The organism is Burkholderia sp. BE12, from assembly GCF_002959955.1.
Taxonomy (GTDB): Bacteria; Pseudomonadota; Gammaproteobacteria; order Burkholderiales; family Burkholderiaceae; genus Burkholderia.
The window spans coordinates 26,681-48,593 of record NZ_PREY01000043.1; the positions used below are offsets into that span (position 1 = coordinate 26,681).

The following is a 21,913-nucleotide window of genomic DNA, read 5'->3' on the forward strand; positions in this document are numbered from 1 at the left end:
GCTTACCCCGCCGAGAACTGATACAGGTTTAGCGCGAGATCGCTGTTGTACGGGTTCAATGCCACACCGACGTGAGTGAACGCCCCCGACGTGAAGAAGTTCGACACCGAGATCGTGTAGATCAGCGCCCACGTGACGCCGTCATTACTGAGATACCACTTGAAGTTGGTGCTGTCGTAGGTGATCTTTTGCCACCGGGCGATTGCACCTACCAACGACGTTACTTGCGTACGTGACCCGAACAGCGTCGTGTTGGTGTACGGCTCGTAATCGTAGCTCTGCTCCCACAGCCCGACCCAGAACGGCACGATCTTGCCACTTGCGTTGTCGCGGAACGATAGGCCGGCGCGCGCGTAGTTCGCCTTCTGTCCGACCACCTCGTACTGCGCGATCAAAGCCCAGCTGCTGCCAGCCGGTTTAGCCTGGTCATATACACGAACCCCTTCCCCACCTTGCGAGGGTGCGTAGATTGCGATCCCGTTGGCCTGCTGCGTCGCCGTGCACGACCCCTGGTTCGTCCATGCGAAGTTGCTCGTCTTCGGGATGTTGGCCGGCGTGCCGGACAGCGCGAGAAACGACCCAAGCCGCAGCAGCTCGGCCGGCATGCCGATCCACACCTGCTTGGTGCCGCTCGCCAGGCTCACGGCCGAGTTGCTGTTCGACGACGAGTAGATCGTCGTGCGGCTCAGCGTGTTGCCCGTCGAGTTGTAGGTGCCGAGTCCGACCTCCCAGTCACCCGTCGGGTTGCCTGAGCCGTCGACCGCCTGGAGCGCGTAATGGCACGTATCCTGGTCCGAACACGCCGAGCTGAACGCATTGAACCCGGTCATCGCCCCACCGAGCGACAAGGCACCAGTCCCTGTCGTGGTGGTCGTCTCCTTGATGCGGTCTACGATCTGGAAGGTCATGGCCTACCCCGCTTACGCCAGGCGCAGCAGTGCGTTGTTCTGGTCGTTCGTCGGCATCGTGAGCGTCAGCGTGCCGGCCGTGATGGTCTGCGCGCCGAACGTGTGTGCCGAGATCGCGCGGTTGCTCTGCGTGCTGTTGTACAGCAGCACCGTGTCGAACGCGGTCGACAGCGTCACGCTCGAAAACACGATCGAGGCGGACGGCGTCCAGTAACCCGTCGTACCGCCAGTTGTGGGCGCGTTGGCGTTCGTCACCGTGACGCCGCCGGCCGTGTAGTTCGTGCCGGACACTTCACCGGTCGCCGAGTACGCGGTCGTCGCCGCGCCGATCGACGCCGTGGTGAGGTACAACGCAGCCTTGATCGTGTCGGCGCCCGTGCCGCCGCGCGCCACGGTCGTGCCGAGCGCGTGGATGCCCGACAGTAGCTCGGCCTTGAACGACGTGCACATTGCCTGAGAGTTAGCCATTTCGCACTCCTAAATATCTTGCCTTAAAAAATCAGCCGATCGCCGCGGCGGCCAGCTCGCTGAAAGGGTTCTTCTTCATGTGCACGTGCGCACTACGATGCACGCGATCCCCATTCTTCGGCAGGTGATACTGCACCCACCACACGATCTCGTTTTCGTCTTCGAAATGCCCTTCCAGCTTCAGCAGATCAGCCTCATCCATCTCTGTGATCTGGCCGTCGATTTCCACCGGGATCATCGCCATTTCCGTCTCCGTATCACTTCGTTTTCTTGGGCGGCTTCACCATGCCCATGCCAGCACGCTTGCCGCCCTTTCGCGCTTCGCTGAAGGCGATCGCCTCGGCCTGCTTTTGCGGCCGGCCTGCCTTCACCTCGGTGGCGATGTTTTTGCTGATCGCCCCGCGGGAACTGCCTCGAACGAGTGGCATGGTGTGCTCCTTACTGGATCGTGATCGTGCCGCGCATCAGCTCGGTCACGGTGCCCAACGCGTCCGTCACGTCGAACGTGTAGTACCCCTGCGTCCACGTGAGCCCCGCGGTCTGGAGCTTCGGCGTGATTGTCATCGCCGTCGTGTCGATCGCGATCGCGCCGCCCGTGCTCGTGAGCGTCGCCAACGGCGTGCCGGTATGGTTCGGGTTATCCCAGATCGTCATCGTCGCGGTCACGCCCGTGAGCACCGCCGGCGTGTTGTAGACGAGGAACCCGCCTGACGTGTACGGCGAGTAAGTCGCTGCGTTCTCGTTGTTCAGCGCCACCGTGTTCGCCGACAGCACGGTGGATTTCTCCCAGTCCGGCCCCTGCGGCGGATAGCGCGACGCGTTGATCTGCGTCATGCCGCCCGCGGCAACCACAGCCACCGGCCAGCCGTTCGGCACGCCGTGCGCCGCAGCGGTGATCACCGGAGGCGTCGCCTGCGTGATGCCCGTGATCGGCACGCTGGTCAGCACGTCCGTCGCCCAGCGCACGGTCGGGTGGAACGTCGCGCCGGCGCTCACGCAGAAGTCTTGCTGGTTCTGGCAATCGCAGCTCATGGACACTCCACCTGTTCGGAATCCTGACGAATTATAGCGATCACGGCTTCTCCGGCATAGCCGCGTACCGCAGCTGTTGCTGCAGCACCGGGATCTTGCGCGGGCCGGCCTGCACGCCCGTGCCCGTCACCGCGCCGACCGCGTATCCCTGCAGGTGCGATCGGACAGCTTCGCCCACGCCGCGGATCGGCTGGAACGGGTTCTTCTGGTTGAACGCCTGCATCGCCTCGATCGCGTCCTGGCGATCTCCGGCATCGCCCGCCGTCACGGCCTTGTAGAGCTGGTCCGTGATGATCTGGCGGCGGTACTGCAGGCGGTTCTGCGTGGAGCTGAAGTCCTCCGACGCCTCGCTTTGCTCTGCCTTCTTCGCCGAGCGGAACCCCAGACCCTGCAGCGCGACATCCCAGCCATTCGCCTGGAGCGGGATCGGGTTGCCTTTCGAGTCCGTATATCCCCTAGTCCCCAGCTCGATCGCCTTGTACGGCGCCTTCATGCCGGACGGCAGCATCTGCTCGACGCCCTTCGCCACATACCCATCGCTGATCTTCTGCAGCCCGAGCGCCACGTCGATGCCGGCGTTCAGCGCCGGCCCGAGCAGTTGCTGCGACAGCGACTCGAACCGGTCCTTCAGCAGCTGGCGGCTCGCGATGAACTCGCTGAACGGCAGCAGATCCTGCAAACCGAAGGTCGACGTATCGGCGCCGAGCAGCTGGCCAAGGCCGTGCGCTGCGACCGCGCCGCCTTCCTGACCGAACGTGTCGGCAAGGAAGTTGCGCGCGCTGGACCGGATATCGGTCGGGTGATCCTGATCTTCCGTCAACATGTTGTACACGCCGGCGAACGCGTTGGCGAACGGCAGCCCCATCGCGCCGGAGATCATCACGGTGGTGGCCATCAGCCCGGCGAACTCGCGCCGCGCCTCCCGCGCGCGCTGCTGCCCCGCCTCGCTCATGTCGCGGTTGAACATGCCGTCGTTGACCGTGCGCACCAGCTGCTGCATGGTCTGGAAGTTGTAGTTCATGAACGACAGCATCAGCGGCGTCACCTTGCCGAGCGGCCCCTGCTTGCTGAGCCACCGCGCGGTGTTGTCCGGATCGAAGTTGTCCATCACGCGGCTGATCGCCTTGATCGCGTACTCGGTGTTGGCTTCCACACCGGCCTGCTTCACGCCCGCCGCGCCCTTCTCGGCGAGCCGGTATGCCGCGAGCCCCGTGACGATCCGGTTGACCGTCTCCGCATACTGCGCGTTCATCGCAGCGAACCGCACCACGTCCTGTTTGAGCTGGCTGCCGCCGCCCACGGCCAGGCGCTGCAGCTGCTGGCTTTCGCCCAGCTTCAGCACGCCACGATCGTGGGCTTCCTGGAGAAACGCGCGCTCGGCCGGCGTCAGCTTGACCCCGTCGAGGTTCATCTCCGCGGCCAGCACGCCGCGCATGCCGTTGTCGGCCCAGCCGGTGCGGATCGTGTTCGCCACGACCTGGATGGCCGTGGCCGTCGCGCCGCCGATCTCCTTGGCCGTCGACACCATGCCGTAGCGGCTTCCGAGGTACGGCAGGCCGCGATGGTACGGCTGCGCCATCGTGCGGATCAGGAACGCCGGGTTCAGCGTCAGGTAGAAGCTGCGGCCCAGCGAGTTGATCAGGTTCACCGCGCCGCCGCGCACCGGGTTCATGCCGTTTTGGTAACGCGTGTTGATCTCGTCGGCGATCGACTGCGCGCGCAGCTTGCCGTCCTCGGTGCCGGTACGGTTCAGGCCGGTGATCGAGTCCGACATCTGCTTGAGCGCGGCGCCGAACGCCGGCGCGGTGTAGACGTTCGAAATGTCCTGCACGGCGCCGGACGCGCGGCGCGCGAAGTTGCCCACGAAATCGCCGTCATAGCCCGGCACGCCGCGGCGCTGCATCTGCGCGGAGCGGGACGACGTCTCCGGCAGCATGGACAGCAGCTGCCGCGTGACCGCGGCCTTCATCGCATCGCCCTGCTCGGACGTCAGCGCCGGGTTCGTGTCCACTTCGTCATGCAGGCTCGCGAGCATCTGGCGCAGCGCCGGCGTGACGCCCGCCGCGTGAACCATGCTGCGATCGGCCACCATGCCGGACGCCGTGCGCTCCGTGTCGAGGAAGTTGCCGGCAGCCGCTTCCAGTTTGCGGCGCAGGCCGGCGGCCTGGTCGGCGGTATCCACGCGGAAGAACGCGTGGTTTTGGCCGCCCTGCAGGTTGCCGAGCACCTTGTTGGTTCCGGTCAGCGCGGTCTGCAGCTTGCTCATCGTCGCGGCATCCACCCCCGGCTTGAAACCGATGCTGACGAAGTAGTCGCCGTCGCGGCCCAGACTGAAATACGGGTTGCGATACTGCGGCCGGTACATCTGCTCCAGCTCGGCCATGTGCGCGCGCAGCGGCGTGCCTTCCGGCAGAGCCTGCGCGGCCTTGAACGCGGCGTCGATGCGCGCGGCCAGCGCGGAGGACGCGCCGTCGTAGTGCGTCGCGGTGTCACCGTTGCGCGCCGACTGCAGATCCTTGCTCATGAAGTCCAGGCCGCGCGAGTGGATCGCCGCGAGCTGGCCCTCCTGCCGCGCGTTTGCCACACGGGCTTCGAGCGCCGCGCGCGCGGCGTCGTCCGGCGACATGCGAGCCAGCTCCGCTTCAAGCCGGCGGGTCACGCCGGCGCGCGCGTCCATCAGGTTCGCGATGATCGTGGCCGTCTTCGTCACCAGCATCTTGCGGTTCAGCTTCTCGCCGTCGACAAGCGCGCGGGCGGCGTCCGGGTTGGTCCGCTGCAGCTGCGTGAATTCGCGGTGGATGCCGTCGATGAACGCCTTGTTCTGCGGGTCGAGATCCGGATGCTGCTTCAGGTTGTCGGCGTAGTTCAGCTTGTAGTCGAACTGGCCGATGCTGCTCTCGCCACCCAGCTTCATCATCTGCATGCTCAGCTCGCGCGCCTTGTCGGCGTCGCCCAGCTTGTTGAGCAGATGCTGCACGCCGGTTGCGAACTTCCCGTTCTGACCTTCGATGTGCTCGGCCGCGAGGCGCCGGCTCGTCATCGCGGCCTCGTACGCGTCCACGCCCTTCGAGAACCCCGACTTCACCAGCTCGGGGATCGCGCGCACGCCGTCCGCGATGTTCTCCACGGTGCGGCCGCCGAGCGTGGCGCGCAGCAGGCCGATGCCGACCCGCCCCATGTCGAGCTTGTCCTTCACCTGGTCGTACGCGGCAATCTTGGCGTGGAACGTGTCGTCCGTCACCTTGGCCGCCTCCGCGGGCGACTGATCGAACGCCTGCACCTTGGCGGGGGAGCCGAAGAACGGGTCGCTTGCCTGCATCGCCTTTTCGAGCGCGGTACGATCGTCCACCGACATGCCGAGCAGCCGGCGCACACCGTCCACCGCGCGTTGCCACAGCGACTTCTGCGTGCCCTGGTCGCGCAGGAATTGCTGGAACTCGGGGTTCGAGTGCAGCTCGGCGACGAACTCGTTCGCGTCGGTCAGTCCATACTGGCGCTCGGCGCCCGGCGCGCGCAGCGCCGCCTGCCGCACGTATTCAAGCTCGCGAAGCGCCTGCTTCATCTGAGCCTCGGACTGGGTGCGCGGCGTGTCGAACGATGCGGCGCGCTGCAGGTTCGTCAGCGTCGCCGCGTGCACGGCTTCGTGCAGGATCGTCGACTCCGACTCGTGGCCACCGTTGATCTCGATCCGATCGAGCACCGGGCTGTAGCGCCCGGCCATGCGCGCTTCCAGGAAGTTCGACGCGATCTGCGTGTTCAGGCCGAGCGCGCCGAGCCGGTCAGCCAGCGTCTTGACCCACGGCTCCGAGCCGTTCTGGGCCAGATGCGCGAGCACGTCCGACAGCTTGCCCGACTGCGCCGCCGGCGCGAGCAGTGCCGGGTCGACAGCAGTAGGGGTAGCCGCGCGCGCGACGCGCTGCGACTTCGTGTACGGCGCTTCCGTCTCGCGCGCGAAGCCCACCACGTCGCGGATGTAATCCTCGGTGTGCTTGCCGCCCGTCGGCGCGTTGATGGCCGCCAGCGTCCGCCGCAGCCCCTGCACGTCCTCGTAGCGCTCCTGTTCGAGCGGCGACAGCTGCTCGCCGCCGCGGATGCGGGCGTTTAAACCGGCGAGCGTGGCGTCCAGCTTGTCAGCCGCGGACTGCGCCTGCTCGCGCACCGACGGGGCGATGTTCTCGCCCAGTGCCTCGACGTGCGCCGGCGGCGGTGCGTTGTCCGGTGCCGGTGTGGGGATGTTGTCCCCCAGGGCTTCCACATGCGCAGGCGGCTCGGCGTTATCGGGCGCCGGCACCGGAATGTTTTCGCCGAGCGCTTCTGCCTGCGCGGGCGGCGCGGCTGACATGCGCCCCGCTGTCGGCTCTGCCGCCGCGGCTTCACGCGTGGCTTCGATCGGCGCGTTCTCGGCGGCGTCGGCCTTCCACTTGTCCAGCAGCATGGTCATGCGGTCGCGCACGCCATCGGACATCTTCGCCTTCGGGTCGTCGAGCGCGGTCTGAAGCGCGTCGATCTGCTCTTGATGGCTGGCCATCTTGTCGATCCCGAGCGAGTCCATGCGCTTCTCGAACGGCACACGCGACTGCGCGTTCGCGTCGAGCCCGCCGGCCTGTACCGCCTGCGTCCAGTCGTCCACGATATCGGTGCGCGCCTTCGGCGCGTTCGCGTCCGGCTGGATCTCGCCGCGCTCGGCGGCCGTCGCCAGTTCTTCGCCCTTCGTCCGGTTGGCGATCGCCGCCGTCTCGCTCTCGCGCTGCGCGGCCAGATCCGAATAGGCCCGGTCGACCTGCTGCTGGCGTAGCGCCGACTGCAGCGCGTCCCCCAGCTGGGTGTTGGTGCGCTCCGGCGCGCCGCTCTCGGTGCTCGGCTCGCCAGCCGGCCGCTCGGCGCCGGCCGCGGCTCCCGTGGCCGCTTCCGGCGCGGCCGCGCGCTGCTCCTGCATCTGCTCGTACCGCGCGATGTTCTCGCGCATCACGGCTTCCTGGGTCGCCGGGTCCGCCAGATACGCGCGGTATTCCTGCACCGCGCGCTGGCCGCCGATCCCGTTCGCTTCGGCAAACTCCTGCCGCGTCATCGGCTGCGCCCGCGCGACGCCGGCCGATTCCAGTTCTCCAACAAGCTGTTGGTGGATGGTGTCGACGCTGTCGGCCACCTGCTGCGCGGCTTCCGGCGTCTCGCTCGGGCGCGCGGTGGTGTTCGGCTCGAACCCGAAAATCTGGGCGCGCGCGGCGTCCTGCTGTTCGGCCGGCAGGCCATTCAGGTACGACTCGACGTCGGCCATCGTGCCGCGCGAACCGTCCGGAAAATCGAATAACGTCTGGGTGGGCGCCGCGTGATACTGGCCGTTCTCGTCCGTGAACCCTCCGCCCGGCAACCGCATAGTCGGCGCGGGCAGCGCGAGCGTGGGCGCTTCTGGTTCCGGCGGCTGTACGACGCCCGGCTCGAACAAGCGCGAATCGACCGGCAGCCCCTGCTTATTGGCGATCGCCACTTCGGCATTCGCGCGGAACGCGGCCGCCGCCTGGGGGTCGGCTTTCGCCAGCGCGGCAGTGTACTGGTCGGCGAGCTGCGTGCGGATCTCGGGCGCCGTGTCTGCGCTGCTCAGTGTATCGGTACGAAGCTTGGCAGAACGCACGCCAAGCGCACGCGACGCGAGCCCAAGCGGTGACATCACGGCCGTCAGCCCGAGCATCGGCACGATCGAGTCGACCGCAGCCTTCCACGGCCCGGTGTCGTCAATCCCCGCCTGCTGCTCAATCGCACCCTGCAGGCCGGCCTGGGTGGCGCCTACACCGGCGGCTTCCAGCGCGGTTTTTGGCAGTTGCTTGAGGAACGGCATCAGCGTGCCGCCGGTGCCGGTGAGATTGCCCAGAATCCCTTCCGCCAGCGAGCCGCCTTCGCTGCCGAGCACCTTCCCAGCTGCGGTGCCCACCGCGCCGAGCATCTTGCCGCCAACCATGCCGAGCGCGGTCTGGGTGGCGAACGTCTGTGCGGCATTCAGGTTCGCCGCCGAGCGCGCGACATCGGGCGCGACGCCTTTTGCTTGCGCCTTCTCCAGGGTGCCCTGCCCGGATGCCGCGCCGAACATGGCGCCCCCCGCCGCCGCGCCGCCGAGCGCGATAGCGGCGGCAGGAATTTCTACCGGGGCCGCTGCGGCCGCCCCGGCAAGAGCAAGGGGGACAGCCGCCATCGGAGCCACCTGCTCTGCGCCTTCAGCCAGCGCGTTGACGACCTTGCCGTGCTCTTCCGGGTGCAACTGCAACCAGCTCTTCTGCGCCATCCCACTGGCCCATTGCGTCGCAGCGCCACCAGCCGCCTGCATCGTCGGGCTCTGCACCATGCCGCCCACGAATTTGACCGCTTGGCCGCCAAGCGTCGGCAGGTCGACCAGCGCGCCGCGCGCGAGGCCCGCGCCGATTTCACCGATCGCGCCGCGCGGCGGCGTCGGCGGGGCAGCCGGCGCCGCGGGAGCAAGGTCAAATGGGTCAACAATGGGTGACGAATTGCCAGCTGGTGCGGCCGGCGCAGCAGAATCAAACGGATCGACAATAACCGCCATCGTTACCCACCGTATTTCTGGTTGTAATACTTGGTCAGATCGGCATCCGACGCGCCGGGATTCGCCGAACGCGCCCGCTGCAAAAATTGCTGGCGCGTGGGGACAGGCGTGGCCGGGCTAGGCGATTGCGCTCGGCCGTCAACCATTCCGCCAGGCAATGCAAACGACGTACGGCTGCCGGCAGGCAACCCGAATTGGTTATATGTCACTGCATTTTCTACTTCGCGGGGAGTCTGCGCGAATTCAGCTGCCCGTTCACCCAGTTCCATACCGGTGCGCGCTGTCGCCTGGTCTGCGCCATACATCGCCGCGCCCGCACCGATCCCAGCGCTGGAAACCCCGGCAATCGACTGGTTAAGTGCATCAACGCCCTGACCTTGAATGCCAGCGAAATTGTTTCCGCCGATCGCACCGATGAGATGTGCGAGGCGGAAACTGTAATTGCCGGGATTGCCCTGGCGCGCGGCGGCCATGATGTCCTGAATCGCTTGTTGCCGATATGCAACCTGCTGATCAAACCCGGCCTGAATCGCTGCCGCAGGATCAATGAATTTGCCAGCGACTGTGCTGCCACTGCCGCCGGCTCCCGACGCCGTATTCGTACCGTTAGCCCACGTTCCTTGCCCTGCTGTATCCGAGATCGACGGCGCCACGCTTGCTCCACCCGGCAGGCCAGGCGGTAGCGGCGGTACGTTCCACACGCGCGGGTTCGGCGCCGCGGCGGCCGTGCTCGGCGTCGGGTTGTACGTCGGCAAGCTGTTCACGAAATCTTGGGCGCTCTGCTTCGGTGCCGGAGCAGTAACCACCGGGCGCACGGGCGCGGGCGCAGTCGGCTGCGCGCCGTACCCCGCCATCTGCGGCAGTTGCCCCGCGAGCCGCATCTGGTCGATCAGATTGCCGACCTGAGGCGCGGGCGCAGGTGCAGGTGACGGCTGTCCGACCGCGATGTTGCGCGGCGTTGCGAGCCCCGGTACCGCGAAATTCGGCATCGAGTTGATGAGATCCTGATTCAGCGGTCCACCGGCCATGATTCGCACTCCTAAATATCTGATCCAAATTATAGGGGTGCGGCGTCGGCGTCGGCGGCCCGCACTGTTGCTGGTGGTATCCCTGGCATGTGTATATTATTTATGCGCCATCGGCGCAGGAGACTAGCCATGAAGACGGTTCCAACCGTAATGATTATCGGGGCTGCAGCGATTGTAATCACAGTGTTAGCTTGGCCGAACGATTCAGTAGACTATTACTACAACCACAAAATCGAGGCTCGACAGAAGTTCCACGAATGCGTCCTGAGCATGTCGGCTTCCGCGCCAGAAAAATCCCGGCGGCGCGAGGTCATGGCTGCCATGCTCGAAATGGAAAACTCTAATGTCCCCGTTATCCCAACCGCCTACGGCATCACGGATACCGAGTACACAGAGGGTTTTAATCTCGTGACGCAGTCGTCGAATGCGTGCTGGAATGCACTTACAGCACTCCGCAAGCCGTAACTGTCGAATTACGGGGTGTAGTTGTAGTTCGTGTTCGTGTTGGTACCGGTGCTCGTGATGGTGCTTTCCGACGTCGTAGTCGCGGTGCTGTCCGACGTCGACTTGCTCGTGCTGTTCGACGTGCTGGTGCTCGCGCTCGCGCTGTTGCTGACGTTGTACCCGACGCCGTAGCTGACGTGGTCGCCGATCTGGCCCGACAGGTTGATTGACGAAAGCGCCGACGCGGCGAGCTGCGCCGCCACCTGCGCGCCGCCCTTGATCGCCTCGACCAGCAGCGTCACCTGCTCGGTAATCAACTGAATATTGGCCTTCGCCGCCTCGATGCGCAGGTTGCCCGTCGCCACCGACACGTCGGTCTGTGCCTTGAGCACTTCCACCTGGCTGTTCACCCGCGCCGACTCGCCCTGCACCTCGGCGGTGTACACCTGGCCGGACGTCTCGTAGACCTTCGCCAGCGCGCCGACGCGCTCCGTCTCCGCGCCGACCTGCACGCGGTACGCGTCGGTCAGCGACTTGAACACGTCGAGCGGCAAGCGCTGGCTCACATCGATCTCGATGTTCTTCGCCGCGACCAACGCGTCGACCGTCGACTTGAATGCCTGCACCTGGCTGCTGTACGCGCCGGTCTGCGCGGCGAAGATGTCCACCTTCGTCGCCTCGGCCTTGACCTGCGTGGCGTACGCGTCGTACTCGGACGCCTTGGCGCGCACTGTCTCGGCGTACGCGCCGACCTGCGCGGCATACGCTTCGATCTGGGTCTTGTTCACCATGGCGGCCGTGTTCGCTGCCTCGACCTGAGCACGGAAAATGTCGACGACCATGTGCGCCGCGTCCACGCGCGCCTTGTACACGTCGATCGCCTGCTGGTTGATCTCGCCGATCAGCCGCTGGCCCTCCAGCTCGGCCTTGTAGACGTCGAGCTTCGTCAGCTCGGCCTGCAGGGCGGCCTTGTAGACCTCGACGTTCGCGACGTACGCCTGGATGTCCGCGCTATATCGCGCAACGACTTCGTGGAAAATGTCGATACCGGCCTGCTGCGCGTACTTCGCCGTCTCGAACGCGCGCTGCGCGATCTGGCTGTTGTAGGTGATGAGCCCTTCCTCGACCTTCCACGCGGTGTCGAACGCGAACCGGCGATTGCTCTGCTCCAGATCGGCCTGCTTGATCATCACGTCGCGCGACGCGGTCGACACCGCGCTTTGGGCGTCCTGCAATGCGCGGTCAATCTCGATGCTCAACGCGCCGGGCGGCTTCGTGAAACCCCGCGATGCGTACGACCGCGTCGCATCCATCACCTTCTGCTGAGCGCCCACCACCTCGCGTGCCCGCGCGCGGTCCCAGATCGCCTGTTCGACAGCCGGCGCCAGTCCAGTCGATACGCCATTCACCCAGGCGTCGAGCTGCGTTTTCAGGTCGGTCAGCAACTGATCGACGTACGCCGGCTCCGAAAACGCGAAAATGTACTGCGGCGCGAGCGGCGACCCAGGCTGCACAGCGGTGAACGTTGGCAAGTTCAACAGCGGCTCGGCCGGCACGGTGATGCCGACCAGGCTCGGTACGTCGGGGAGCGCAACCGCGGGCGCGGCCGGGATCGCCACGGCGGGCAGCGCGGGCGCGGCCGGCACGCTGGCCGACAGCGGGCTCGGCGGCGTCGGCATGTTCAGCGGCATCGGCTGCGCGGTGAACTGCGGAGCTGTGCCGGGACTGATTCCTGTCACCGGCGTAAGGGTCGGCGAGCCCGGCGCGGCCGGTAGGTTAAGCGTCAGGTTCGCCGGCGCGGTCGGTACAGGTGGCGGATTGAAGCCCGTGACGAGCGCACTGATCGGCGGCAGCGTGCCGTCGACAGGCGGGAGATTCAGCAGCGCGGACGATGCGTTCGAGATCTGGCTCAGGAACGACTTCGCCTCGGCGAATGCCTCCCCGGCAAACCCCTGCGCGGTATTGAATCCGGTCGTGACGAGCGCTGCCGCCCCGGTCGATTGCGGCGGCGGCGGCAGCTCCGACCCGGCATCTGGCCCGAACACACCATCGACAAGAAAGGTAGTGACGCTCATCGCACCGCCCTGTGAAAGATTACGCGAAGTCTATAACTACTTCGCATTCCTGTCTAACGGGGGTACGTGATGGACGTGTCACCCTGGCCAAGCAGCGCCAGCGGCGCGCGCTGCGCGAGCCCAAAGACACCGCCGTAAGTGGGGGCGTAGATATACGATCCGGCAGGTAAGGCAAGCGCGGTCATGTTGCCGTGAATGTCCCACACCACGGGTGAGGTCGCATTTGCCCCGCCGATCGCGGTGCCACACGGTGAAACGCAGTGCGCCGCGCTGAACCCAGGAATCGGCAAGACACCTTTCGATTTAGTCCAGATAAACCCAGTGGTGGCGTACCAAGCACTTCCGAACGTGCCGCATGCAACGGAGCCATCGGCGCTCACACCCTCGCATATCCCGACGCCAAGCGAAATCGTCTGCGTCGGCGTCCAGATCATCGCTTGAACGTTTGGTTGCCCGTCATTCAGACAGCCCACTGCGACCGAACCGTCGTAATTCAACGCCACGACTTTTCCGTTCGCAATCGTCTTGAGCACGGCCCCCGAGGCGATGTCCACCACAATCGCATACGAGCCGCCCGCGATGGGGCCGCGCCCTGCGAGCACCTTACCATTACCGGAAATAATGGCGGTCTCAGTCGGAAACTGCGTTGCGACAAGCATTTGCGGAACCTGACTGAAAACGCCAGTCTTCGGGTGCCAGGCGTAGTCGATGGCGAACAAGCTGGTGCGGCCCACGACCGCGACACCAACAGTGCCCCCGTCGTACGAAATGGACGCGGCCGTGGAGTTACCGTTCCCGTTCGGGTCGTTGTCGACATCGGGCGCCGGGACATCATGCAAGCCGCCGCTGCGGGTATAAGTGACGCCGACGTTTCCCCACCAGCCGACAGCGGTATGCCCATCTGCTGTCACCGACGTCAGGTACTGCCCGATGTCGGAGTTCCCGAACGATGCGCCCACGTCGATCGGGGCATCTTTTTCGGTCGGCCAGTAGATCCCCGTGAGCCCGATCGTGTTGTTGTACGCGCCGCCAACCGCAACATGCGACGGCACCCACGGAATCGTTGTGCTGAACGGCTCCGGTGCACCGCTCGGCTGCTCGATGCTGCTGGGCTGGCTCGCGGGTACGAACCCGCCGCTGGTCGGCGCGGCGATGACCCGAATCGTGTCCTGCCCGAACCGCGACGTCGCAACGAGCGTCGTGCCATCGGGCAGCGCGATGCTGCGCGTGAGCTGCGACAGGCCCCCCAGGCGCATCTGGTTCTTGACCTGCCCGAGCAGCGTGCGCGCCACGCCGATGTACGGTGCAGCCTCGTCGCCGGTCAGATCCTTGCGGACTTCGCGGAACTCACGCATCGCCGCCCCCTACGCGCCGGCGCAGCTGCGTCGGCTTTAGCTCGATCGCGTTCAGCTCGAAATCCGCTCCGTTCTGGTTGCGCACCTCGAACTGCCAGTAGCGCGCCACGAGCCCCTTGCCGAGCCTCACGTGGTTGCCGTGCAGCCCCGACTTGCCCGTAGCGGTCAGCAGATAGTCACGCTGCGTCACCTCGTCCGTGAACACGCGCAGCACGAGGTTGCCGTCCGTCCGGTAGCCGACATACACGCGGTCGACGCGCTTCAGGTGCGACGTGCTGAAGTCGGTAATGCCCACACGCGCGGCGGCCTGGATCAGCGCTCCGTTGTCCGTATTCCCGCCGAGCGTGAAGATGCCGGCCGAGCTGGCCGCCAGGTACACCCCGCCGAACTGCGCGAACGAGTTGAACGGGAAGTTGCTGTACGTCGTCACGCCCATCTGCTCGGTGTGCATCACGATCGTGTTCGATGCGGTCGGCGCCGGCGCGGCCCCAGCCTCGACGCCGGTAGCGACCAGCTGCAGGTGCGGCAGCACCAGCCGCACCGACCCGACGACGTTCTCATAGCCGGATGCCGTCAGCTTCACCAGCGGCAGCGTCAGCGTCGCCTGCCCGACCGTGCCAGTCACACCTTGCGCGGCGAGCGCCAGCGCGCGCAGCGTATTATCGGCGCGCCCGGCCGCGCCAGCCACGCCCGAAATACTGACCTGCGGCACGGGCAGTACGGCCGCAACTTGAGCCGTGACCGGGGCTTGCCCGGCGATGATGAGCGTGGGAACCGGCAGCGAAAGCGCGACGCTCGCGGCTGCCCCGACCGTACCAGACGCCGCGAGCGTCAGCGACGGAGTCGTCAGCGCGACAGCACTCGGGCTGGCAACAGCCAGGGTCGGAGTCGGCAGCGCCAGTGCGACTGTGCCGACCACTCCCACGCTCGCGCTGATCACCAGCTTTGGCGCCGGCAGCGTCAGCGCCGTCCCCGCGCCAGCCTGGATCGCAAGCATGGGCAACGAGAACACCACCGCGCCCGCGGCGCCGGCTGCGCCCGTAATGGCGAGGACCGGCGTCGGCAGCGTGGCTTGCACGTCCGGTACCGCCCCAACGCCTGAGATAGACAGGGTCGGGCGCGGGAGCGTCAGCGCAACAACCGGCGCATCAACGAACCCACTCTGCCCGGTGGCACTGACGCCTGCCAGCGATAGCGTCAGGTTGGCCATGCGTTACCCCTTATTGGGCCGGCACCCCAAGCGACCACGATGCCAGCGTCGTCGTCGCGCCGCTTGCGAATGCGGTCAGGTTCAGGTTCATTTCCGCGCCCGACGTCGCGATCGCGCCGTCCATGCGGATCATGGTGCCTGCCGAGTCGAGCGCCTTGGAGTCGGCCACGCTGCCGTACTGCCGGAACCAGCCAGCCGTGCCAGTCGCGACGTTCACACCGCTCCAGGTGTCCGCCGCGCGCTTCGGCAGCGTGCCGCTCGCCACCGCGTCGAACTGCAGCCCGTTGGCGGCGGTCACGCCTCCGGCCAGGTTCCCGTATGTGGCCGTCATCGTGGTGAGCGTGCCCGACACCGCCAGCCCGTTCACGCTCGCGCCGGTGCCCGGCAGCGCGCTGATCGTCACGACCGCACCCGATGCCGTCGCGGTGTAGTCCGGCGACGTCTTGTTGCGGTTGATCTGCGCGGCCACATCGAGCGCCGTCTGCGCGAGCGTCGAATCGAAGTTGACCGCGCCGCCGAGAATGTCGTTGCCGTTGACCGTGATCGTGTTCACCGATCCGGCCGACCCGGCGAGCGTCACAGTGCCGGTCGCGAGCACTTCGCTCGTCACCGCCGCGGACCCCTTGGTGATCGTGCACAGCAACGTGCCGGTCGGCGCTGCATCGGCCGATGCCGGCTGTGCGCCGGTGTAAATCTCGATAATGCCGTTTCGGAGCGCGTCGTCGATCCCGCCTTCCTTCGCGAGGAAATTGCGCAGCCCGGTGGAAAGTCGCATCGTCATTTCGTACTCCTTATAGATTCGCAGTAGCAATATAGCGGTTCGGTCCAGCCATGAACAGGGCCGCGCCCTGGCCGCCCGCGGCAAACGGATAATGACTACGGGTGAGGTTCCGGATCGTCAGCTCGGGCATCCCCACGCACAGCCCCTGCGTCGTCAACCACATCGGCAGCTCGCGCACGCCGGCCGAGTCGTCACCGAACAGCGATCCATCCACAAAATCGAGTGCCCCAGGGATTGCCCCGTAATTGGCCTTCGGCACGTACTGGAAGTCCTTCGGGTCGCTGCCGACCAGCACCCCGCACGATCGGTCGGTGCCCACGAAGAAGCCGCTCCCGCGGGCGCTGTCGCCCAGTTCCTTGTCGGTCATCGGCGCGAGCATCGTGATGCGCCCGTCGAGCGCGACATACTCGCGCAGATCGAACAGTTCGTAGCCGAATCCGGACGAGTAGAACAGGACGTCCCCGACCGCCACGAACATGCGCCCGCGGTAGAACGCGACCAGTTGCCCCGCCGGCGCCGGCCCGAGAAACTGCGTCGCAATCGGGTAGCTCAGCTCGGTCGTGTCATTCGCATAGGTAAAAGTCTGAACAGCGTTGTCCACCAGCCCCGCGAGGTACAGCACCTCGCCGTTCGGGGTCGACAGATACAGCGCTTTGCTCGCGACATCGGGATCGAGGCTCGACGGCATCGCGAACGATAGCCCAGCGCCATCCCCCACGGTGATCGTGCCGGCGCGCGGGGCGCCCGATTCCTGGCCGTCCGTCCGCCAGTACGTGACCGCAAACTGGTACGTGCCGGCCGGCATCTGCCCGACCGTGGCGCTCGGCACCGGCAGCGGCGGCACTGGTAGCCCCCAGCTGCGCGCGGCGCCCGTCGCGCGCTCGATGATGCCTGTGTCGGTGCCATTGGAGAAATAGACCCGATCGCTCACCCGTTCTGCGCTTAGCCGGCTTTGACCATCCACCAGCGACTTGACCAGACGGGCAGAGAAATCCGGCATCAGGCGCATCAGCTGGCTGCTCGACACGAAAAGGCAGAATTCCTGCATCGTATCGGCCCACAACGAATGCGCCGAGCTGGCGAGCGTCAGTACGTAGCCCTCGCGGCGCGACAGGCGGCCGCTCTTGTCCAGGTCTACGTTATCGCCGACTGCCAGGTCGCCCGTGCCGAAGCGCTCCGGCGTGACGTCGCCGCGCAGGCCCGTGAACGTCTCATAGGTGACGACGTCCTGGTCGCGTTCCTGGACTTGGTTCTCGGCCATGGCTCGTCACCGTGTCCAGGACGAACCGTTCGCGCCGTAGCGAATCTGCGTCGGCGCGAACATTTTGCGTTTGGCTTCGTCCTTCGCATGCTGGACAGCTTCGTCGAACGCAGCCTTGTGTTGATCGGCCGACGTCGGCGCTCCGGCGTCGCCATCGAAGGTACGCTGAGCCCGATACGCTGCCCATTCCAGCACGTCGAGCTGATAGTCCTCGGGAATTTCGGACTGCCGTTCGAGACAGTCCTTCGTGTAATCGCCCATCGCCAGCCGCACGACGCGCAAATAGACGGTCTGCCCGTCCTCATTCGCGCCCGGCGTCGGGTACAGCGACAGCGTCACGCGGCTCTGCCGCGCATACACCAACGTCTCGTCGGTGTAATACGCCAGCGGCGCGCCTGGCGGCAGCGTCGCCGTGTACGGCTCGGCCGGGTTCCACACCATCGCCTCAGCCGGCGTCGCCTGGAAAATCAGCGAGTGCCCGCTGCGCTGGAGATCGTAAGGGCCAGGGCCGTTCGGCGCCGTATATGTCGCCGTCAGCGCCGACAACACGGTGGCGTGCAGCGGGTAAGTCGTCACGCCCAGCTTCATCCGGACCTGCACCACCTCGGGGGTCGTGCTGTCGCGGATGATCAGCGTCTGACGCGCGAACCGCCGCTCGGCGTCCTTGATATACAGCAGAAGCGTCTCGTCCGACCACAACGAATCGGTGTCGCCCGCGATCAAGTCGCTGCGGTCCCGCAGCACGTTGAAGCGCAGTTCTGAAAGGAGTTCGCCCAAGGTCACGACACATCCTCCACGTGCGCCCAACGCTTCCGCGCGCGGATCAGGCTCACAAGCGACTGGTGAATCCCGAATGCTTCGGCAACAGCGGTTTGCGCGCGCAGATCGCTGCGAATCGCCCGGACCTGATCGTCAGTCAGCTTTGCCGCGCCATTCCGCGCGCCTGCCGTGGAGGCTCGACGCCCCTTTTCGATCATGTCACGTACGTTGTCGATCTCTTTGCCCAGGAACAGATGACCAGGTGCCACGCAACACCGAACATCGCAGCGGTGGAGCACCTGCATGCCAGGCGGGATAGGACCATGTGCGATCTGATAGGCGATGCGGTGAGCGCGCTGCGCCCGGCCACCTAGCGTAATCTCGCCGTAGCCGCGCGGCGTAATTGCCCCCATCCAGATCAGACATCCGGATTCAGGAATCGCTTCGGTCCAGCGAGCGAAGCGATCTGCGATGGGGGTCGTCATGGTCTGGCCTGAGCCTTAGCCGCGCATGACGCGGTACGGGAAGCGCAGGCGGTCCTTGTAGCCGATCACCGACTTCATCTCGTCGAGAACCGGCACCGACATCACTGCGTGGTCGAGCACGTCGAGGACGCACTCCGGCACCTCCACCTCGACGCCCGCCTTGATCAGGAACGTGCGCCCGTTGACACTGACGAACTGGCCGCCGGGCGGGATCTCGTCGATGTCTTCCAGCATGATCTTTACCTTCTTCTCCACGGCCGGCGCAGTCTTCACGCCTTTGCGCGGCGCAAGCGGCGTGGACACGTCCCCGGCGGCCAAGGCATCGGCAGCGGTATTCAGGTCGGATTGGCTCATGTCAGTCTCCGGATGTGGCTTGTTTGAAGGCGTCCGAGTATTCCTCGTCCACACTGGGCGGCGGCTTTAGCGAATCGAGATGCTCGGCAACGAAAGCCTTGACTTCTTCGGCTGTCGTGAACGCGTAGCCTTTCCACGGATCTTCCCAGTCGGTCTTCGGCTTGCGGTTGTTCTCCATGACCTTGGGGTCGCAGATTTCAACCTCGTAGCCGTTCTCCAGCTTCTCGATCCGCAGGACGGTGTCTCCGCTCATCGCTATAGCTCCGCGTGATATAAAAAGTGGCCGGATCGCGCTCGCGCATCACCGGCCCCAAGGAGACACGGTTTAGCCGACGGCTTCCCAGACGAACGACGAGCTGGCCGGCACGGTGCCGGCCGGCAGCGTGAACCCGCTATCGGAAATGGTCGGGCCGGCCGTCGTGCTGAGCGTGACCACGCCGGTCGAGCCGACGGTGTGGACCGAGTTGGCTGCGGCCATGCCTTCGTACCACTCGTCCTTGGTCAGCGCAGCCGAGCTGGTCACGTTGATCCAGCGAACGACCCGCGGCTTGAAGCCGCACGTGATCGCGATCGCGGCGGCCGTGCCCGAATCGGTGGCGACTTGGCCGACGGCGTGGTTGCAGACGCTTTCGGCATTCGATTGCGTGTTCGTGGTGATTGCCATGATTGGCTCCTGAATCGGTTCGGTGTGCAAACGCCCCGCTAGCGAGCGGGGCGTCCGTCAGTTCGTCGCTGTGGCGTTATGCCGTGGCCGACACTTCGAGGCGGGCCATCCAGCAGTCGTTGAGAATGACTGCGGCGGTCATCGCCTTCCAGCCGACCGTGCCGCGCTGCGCGAGCGGGTCGCCGGCTGCCGGCTTCGGGTTCACGACCATCGGCACGAGCGAGTCCTTGCCCTTCAGCGGGACGATGCCGAACGCGTCGCGGCCCAGATACAGCACCGGGTACACGTCCGCGTTGGTGCCGGTCGTCGAGCGCATCGCGCCTGCCGTACCGCCGGCGTCTGCCCACGGCGCGAAAATCGTCGACTGCAGGTAACGCACCGTCTCGACCGAGCCGATTTCGTTTTCGAACGGCGTCACGGTGCCGTACTGCTTGGTCGGGATGAAACCGGTCATGTTGCGGATGTCCGATTCCAGGTCCGGGTGCACCAAGCCGATGAACGCCGCTTCCACCGGTTCCGTGCGGAAGTCCGGGGTCGACTTGACGACCTGCGTGATGCGCTTGGCGTTCTGGCGGGTGAGCGCCGTCGTCACCTTGCGCTGCAGCGTCGTCGTGATGACCGAGTTGACCGCGGTGCGCGCGCTGCCGTTGGCGTAGAACACGTTCACGCCAGCCTTCAGCACGTTGAAGCGGATCGTCTCGATCGTCTGCGCGGCCGACTCGCCGAGCACTTCCGTGGCTTGCTGGAGAACCTGGTCCTCGGCCGTGTCCATCACGACGTCGGTGATCGTCATGTAGTCGCCGTACTGCTGCAGCGTGACGGTGTAATCCTGATTCGCGAGCTTCTTGCCGGTCGGCGTCACACCTTCGACCAGCGGCGTGATCGCGAGCGGCGTGTTGAAGGCGTTTGCCGGGTTGCCGTCACCCGCACCGCCGGTCGCACCGGTGATGAAGTAACGACGGAACTTGGCAACCTTCGTTGCGTTGTTCGGGATCGGGTACGTCTGGCCGAACTTTTCGAGGACCAGGTACGGCAGGCCGCGCTTCAGCAGTTGGCTGACGGCGTACGCTGCGACTCGGGGCGAAATATCGCCATATTGGGTTACGGCAGTCATGACTGACTCCTGTACAAAAGACAAGGAATGTTCGTATTCCTAACTTTCGCAGTGTCAGCATCTCCCCGCTTGTATGGGGCGCCGCAGTGCTACTGAATTACGTGCGAATCTACACCCGCCGGTCAGACCCCGGCAATAGCCAGCAGCACACTTTTGACCGGCAAACTGAGCGACATGCTGTTAATACCTACACGAGTGGCCGTACTGTTGAGCACGGCCAGCATCGCCTTCTTTTCTTCGAGGCTCGCCGGCGTCTGCGCGATGGCAGCAGCACTAGACGAGCCCGAATTCAGCAGTTTCAACGCCGCGACCAGATGCTGGGGCGCGGCGATCCCGTGGATCTGCGTATTCGTGATGGACATGATCTACTCCCTGAATATTATTCAGGAATGCAGATTACTTCATCTGCGAGTACTCGGCAAATGCCCCATCGAAGTCGTTCGGATCGGGCGCGCTCGTCGGCTCGCTGCGGCTCGAACGCACCGGCTTGAGCGCCGCTGCAGCGGCGGCAGCAGCGGCCGGGAGTGCGGCCGGCGCGGCGGGTGCGGGAGCAGCGGCAGCAGGCTGAGCGGCGGGGGCAGCGGCGGCAGCAGCCGGAGCAGCAGGTGCAGGAGCCACATAGTTCGTCTCCTTCTTGAAGCGCGCGATCAGGTCCGCCACGTCCTCCGGCGTGCCCGTCTCGGTGACGGTCTGGTACGCGGACTTCAGGTAGGCCGGCTGCGCGTCGACCCATGCGAGCACCGGATCGCGCACCTGGTCATAGTCCGGGACCAGCGACTTGATGTCCATGTACTGCGTGCTCGATGCCGCCTTCGTCGACAGCGTTTCGACCGCGTCGAGCCGCGAGTTGATCTGTTCAAGGAGCCAGCCGGCAAGGTGCTGGTACTCGCCGCGGCGCAGCAGCGCTTCGTTCTTGGCGACGTCCGGCCATTCCTTCAGGTAGGCGTCGATCGTAGCCTGCTCGTCAGCCGTGTACATTGGCTTCGGTGGCTCTGCTGCCGGCGCGGCGGGTGCCGGCGCGGGTGCCGGCGCTTTTTTCAGCTCGGCCAGCTCGGCCTGCATCGCGGCGATCTGCGCCTGCCAGTCAGCCGGCGGCGCGGCGGCCGGCGCCGGTGCGGGTTCAGCCGGCGCGGGCGCAGGTGCACTCGTCGGTTCCGTCCCACCGGTGGCAGCCGGGGGCGTAGCAGCGGTGGGGGCCGCCGGCGCTGCTGCCGGCGTCGTCTCCCCCGTGGCGGCCGCCGCGGCGGGATCTACTGCCGGTGCGGGGTCCGCGGCCGGAGCAGGTGCAGGCTCGGCAGCCGGTGCGGCGCCGCCGCTCGGCTGCTGCAATTCCGCGAAGGCTGCGGAAAATTCATCTTCCGGGGTCGGCGTGGCTGCCGCGGCCGGCGTCGTGGTCGTCGTCATGGTCGTCTCCGTTGAAAA

General features: G+C 65.9%; 21 protein-coding genes. 1 reads left to right on the forward strand and 20 read right to left on the reverse strand.

Annotation, left to right across the window (positions count from 1 at the left end; translation table 11 throughout):
• Nucleotides 1–2: 2 nt before the first annotated feature.
• The 7 genes from C4B30_RS31825 to C4B30_RS35460 form a co-directional block, all read right to left on the reverse strand.
• Complete coding sequence (locus C4B30_RS31825) at nt 3–830, reverse strand: hypothetical protein (protein WP_158683556.1); 828 nt, start codon at nt 828–830, stop codon at nt 3–5.
• A 90-nt stretch (nt 831–920) separates the two neighbouring features.
• Nucleotides 921–1,376 carry a hypothetical protein gene (locus C4B30_RS31830; RefSeq protein ID WP_158683558.1) on the reverse strand — a complete coding sequence of 152 codons (456 nt, stop codon included), beginning with the start codon at nt 1,374–1,376 and terminating at the stop codon, nt 921–923.
• 31 nt (nt 1,377–1,407) lie between these two features.
• Entirely contained in the window at nt 1,408–1,620 is a 213-nt protein-coding gene (locus C4B30_RS31835; RefSeq protein ID WP_105133464.1) for a hypothetical protein, read from the reverse strand.
• Between the two features lie 13 nt (nt 1,621–1,633).
• Nucleotides 1,634–1,804: a hypothetical protein gene (locus tag C4B30_RS35735; RefSeq protein WP_199779101.1), complete on the reverse strand. Its 171-nt coding sequence runs from the start codon at nt 1,802–1,804 to the stop codon at nt 1,634–1,636.
• A gap of 10 nt (nt 1,805–1,814) precedes the next feature.
• Nucleotides 1,815–2,408 (reverse strand): hypothetical protein, encoded by a 594-nt coding sequence (locus C4B30_RS31840; RefSeq protein ID WP_105133465.1) that lies wholly within the window; start codon nt 2,406–2,408, stop codon nt 1,815–1,817.
• A 40-nt stretch (nt 2,409–2,448) separates the two neighbouring features.
• Nucleotides 2,449–8,961 carry a PLxRFG domain-containing protein gene (locus C4B30_RS31845; protein ID WP_158683560.1) on the reverse strand — a complete coding sequence of 2,171 codons (6,513 nt, stop codon included), beginning with the start codon at nt 8,959–8,961 and terminating at the stop codon, nt 2,449–2,451.
• Between the two features lie 2 nt (nt 8,962–8,963).
• Complete coding sequence (locus C4B30_RS35460) at nt 8,964–9,989, reverse strand: hypothetical protein (RefSeq protein WP_158683562.1); 1,026 nt, start codon at nt 9,987–9,989, stop codon at nt 8,964–8,966.
• 129 nt (nt 9,990–10,118) lie between these two features.
• Here C4B30_RS35460 and C4B30_RS31850 point away from each other — a divergent pair, with 129 nt between their 5' ends.
• Entirely contained in the window at nt 10,119–10,454 is a 336-nt protein-coding gene (locus tag C4B30_RS31850; protein WP_105133467.1) for a hypothetical protein, read from the forward strand.
• An 8-nt stretch (nt 10,455–10,462) separates the two neighbouring features.
• On the opposite strand, the gene C4B30_RS31855 is transcribed toward C4B30_RS31850, so the two are convergent.
• The 13 genes from C4B30_RS31855 to C4B30_RS35465 all read right to left on the reverse strand — a co-directional run bounded on the left by C4B30_RS31855 (nt 10,463) and on the right by C4B30_RS35465 (nt 21,895).
• Complete coding sequence (locus C4B30_RS31855) at nt 10,463–12,508, reverse strand: hypothetical protein (protein WP_158683564.1); 2,046 nt, start codon at nt 12,506–12,508, stop codon at nt 10,463–10,465.
• Nucleotides 12,509–12,561: 53 nt separating this feature from the next.
• Nucleotides 12,562–13,863 carry a hypothetical protein gene (locus C4B30_RS31860; protein WP_105133469.1) on the reverse strand — a complete coding sequence of 434 codons (1,302 nt, stop codon included), beginning with the start codon at nt 13,861–13,863 and terminating at the stop codon, nt 12,562–12,564.
• Complete coding sequence (locus tag C4B30_RS31865; RefSeq protein WP_158683566.1) at nt 13,856–15,073, reverse strand: hypothetical protein; 1,218 nt, start codon at nt 15,071–15,073, stop codon at nt 13,856–13,858. The genes C4B30_RS31860 and C4B30_RS31865 overlap by 8 nt, the downstream gene beginning before the upstream one ends.
• Before the next feature lie 10 nt (nt 15,074–15,083).
• On the reverse strand, nt 15,084–15,854 hold the full coding sequence (locus tag C4B30_RS31870; protein ID WP_105133471.1) for a hypothetical protein: 771 nt from the start codon (nt 15,852–15,854) through the stop codon (nt 15,084–15,086).
• A gap of 10 nt (nt 15,855–15,864) precedes the next feature.
• Nucleotides 15,865–17,115 (reverse strand): hypothetical protein, encoded by a 1,251-nt coding sequence (locus C4B30_RS31875; RefSeq protein ID WP_105133472.1) that lies wholly within the window; start codon nt 17,113–17,115, stop codon nt 15,865–15,867.
• A 6-nt stretch (nt 17,116–17,121) separates the two neighbouring features.
• Nucleotides 17,122–17,898 carry a hypothetical protein gene (locus tag C4B30_RS31880; RefSeq protein ID WP_158683568.1) on the reverse strand — a complete coding sequence of 259 codons (777 nt, stop codon included), beginning with the start codon at nt 17,896–17,898 and terminating at the stop codon, nt 17,122–17,124.
• Nucleotides 17,895–18,359 carry an HNH endonuclease signature motif containing protein gene (locus C4B30_RS31885; RefSeq protein ID WP_105133474.1) on the reverse strand — a complete coding sequence of 155 codons (465 nt, stop codon included), beginning with the start codon at nt 18,357–18,359 and terminating at the stop codon, nt 17,895–17,897. Before C4B30_RS31885 ends, C4B30_RS31880 begins: the two co-directional genes overlap by 4 nt.
• A gap of 15 nt (nt 18,360–18,374) precedes the next feature.
• Nucleotides 18,375–18,713: a hypothetical protein gene (locus C4B30_RS31890; RefSeq protein ID WP_105133475.1), complete on the reverse strand. Its 339-nt coding sequence runs from the start codon at nt 18,711–18,713 to the stop codon at nt 18,375–18,377.
• 1 nt (nt 18,714) lies between these two features.
• A complete protein-coding gene (locus tag C4B30_RS31895) occupies nt 18,715–18,966 on the reverse strand; it encodes a hypothetical protein (RefSeq protein WP_105133476.1) in 252 nt (83 codons plus the stop codon).
• Between the two features lie 72 nt (nt 18,967–19,038).
• Nucleotides 19,039–19,377: a hypothetical protein gene (locus tag C4B30_RS31900; protein WP_105133477.1), complete on the reverse strand. Its 339-nt coding sequence runs from the start codon at nt 19,375–19,377 to the stop codon at nt 19,039–19,041.
• A 76-nt stretch (nt 19,378–19,453) separates the two neighbouring features.
• On the reverse strand, nt 19,454–20,491 hold the full coding sequence (locus C4B30_RS31905; RefSeq protein ID WP_105133478.1) for a N4-gp56 family major capsid protein: 1,038 nt from the start codon (nt 20,489–20,491) through the stop codon (nt 19,454–19,456).
• A 122-nt stretch (nt 20,492–20,613) separates the two neighbouring features.
• The gene (locus C4B30_RS31910) at nt 20,614–20,853 is read right to left on the reverse strand and encodes a hypothetical protein (protein WP_105133479.1); all 240 of its coding nucleotides are present in this window, start codon (nt 20,851–20,853) and stop codon (nt 20,614–20,616) included.
• 34 nt (nt 20,854–20,887) lie between these two features.
• Nucleotides 20,888–21,895 (reverse strand): hypothetical protein, encoded by a 1,008-nt coding sequence (locus C4B30_RS35465; RefSeq protein WP_158683570.1) that lies wholly within the window; start codon nt 21,893–21,895, stop codon nt 20,888–20,890.
• Nucleotides 21,896–21,913 lie beyond the last annotated feature (18 nt).

Bases quoted from the DNA above. Each gene is read 5' to 3' on its own strand.
- C4B30_RS31860 (WP_105133469.1), bottom strand. From the start codon at position 13,863: ATGCGTGAGTTCCGCGAAGTCCGCAAGGATCTGACCGGCGACGAGGCT.
- C4B30_RS31895 (WP_105133476.1), bottom strand. From the start codon at position 18,966: ATGAGCGGAGACACCGTCCTGCGGATCGAGAAGCTGGAGAACGGCTAC.
- C4B30_RS35465 (WP_158683570.1), bottom strand. From the start codon at position 21,895: ATGACGACGACCACGACGCCGGCCGCGGCAGCCACGCCGACCCCGGAA.
- C4B30_RS35460 (WP_158683562.1), bottom strand. From the start codon at position 9,989: ATGGCCGGTGGACCGCTGAATCAGGATCTCATCAACTCGATGCCGAAT.
- C4B30_RS31865 (WP_158683566.1), bottom strand. From the start codon at position 15,073: ATGGCCAACCTGACGCTATCGCTGGCAGGCGTCAGTGCCACCGGGCAG.
- C4B30_RS35735 (WP_199779101.1), bottom strand. From the start codon at position 1,804: ATGCCACTCGTTCGAGGCAGTTCCCGCGGGGCGATCAGCAAAAACATC.
- C4B30_RS31825 (WP_158683556.1), bottom strand. From the start codon at position 830: ATGACCGGGTTCAATGCGTTCAGCTCGGCGTGTTCGGACCAGGATACG.
- C4B30_RS31845 (WP_158683560.1), bottom strand. From the start codon at position 8,961: ATGGCGGTTATTGTCGATCCGTTTGATTCTGCTGCGCCGGCCGCACCA.
- C4B30_RS31835 (WP_105133464.1), bottom strand. From the start codon at position 1,620: ATGGCGATGATCCCGGTGGAAATCGACGGCCAGATCACAGAGATGGAT.
- C4B30_RS31910 (WP_105133479.1), bottom strand. From the start codon at position 20,853: ATGTCCATCACGAATACGCAGATCCACGGGATCGCCGCGCCCCAGCAT.
- C4B30_RS31905 (WP_105133478.1), bottom strand. From the start codon at position 20,491: ATGACTGCCGTAACCCAATATGGCGATATTTCGCCCCGAGTCGCAGCG.
- C4B30_RS31830 (WP_158683558.1), bottom strand. From the start codon at position 1,376: ATGGCTAACTCTCAGGCAATGTGCACGTCGTTCAAGGCCGAGCTACTG.
- C4B30_RS31870 (WP_105133471.1), bottom strand. From the start codon at position 15,854: ATGACGATGCGACTTTCCACCGGGCTGCGCAATTTCCTCGCGAAGGAA.
- C4B30_RS31855 (WP_158683564.1), bottom strand. From the start codon at position 12,508: ATGAGCGTCACTACCTTTCTTGTCGATGGTGTGTTCGGGCCAGATGCC.
- C4B30_RS31850 (WP_105133467.1), top strand. From the start codon at position 10,119: ATGAAGACGGTTCCAACCGTAATGATTATCGGGGCTGCAGCGATTGTA.
- C4B30_RS31875 (WP_105133472.1), bottom strand. From the start codon at position 17,115: ATGGCCGAGAACCAAGTCCAGGAACGCGACCAGGACGTCGTCACCTAT.
- C4B30_RS31890 (WP_105133475.1), bottom strand. From the start codon at position 18,713: ATGAGCCAATCCGACCTGAATACCGCTGCCGATGCCTTGGCCGCCGGG.
- C4B30_RS31900 (WP_105133477.1), bottom strand. From the start codon at position 19,377: ATGGCAATCACCACGAACACGCAATCGAATGCCGAAAGCGTCTGCAAC.
- C4B30_RS31885 (WP_105133474.1), bottom strand. From the start codon at position 18,359: ATGACGACCCCCATCGCAGATCGCTTCGCTCGCTGGACCGAAGCGATT.
- C4B30_RS31840 (WP_105133465.1), bottom strand. From the start codon at position 2,408: ATGAGCTGCGATTGCCAGAACCAGCAAGACTTCTGCGTGAGCGCCGGC.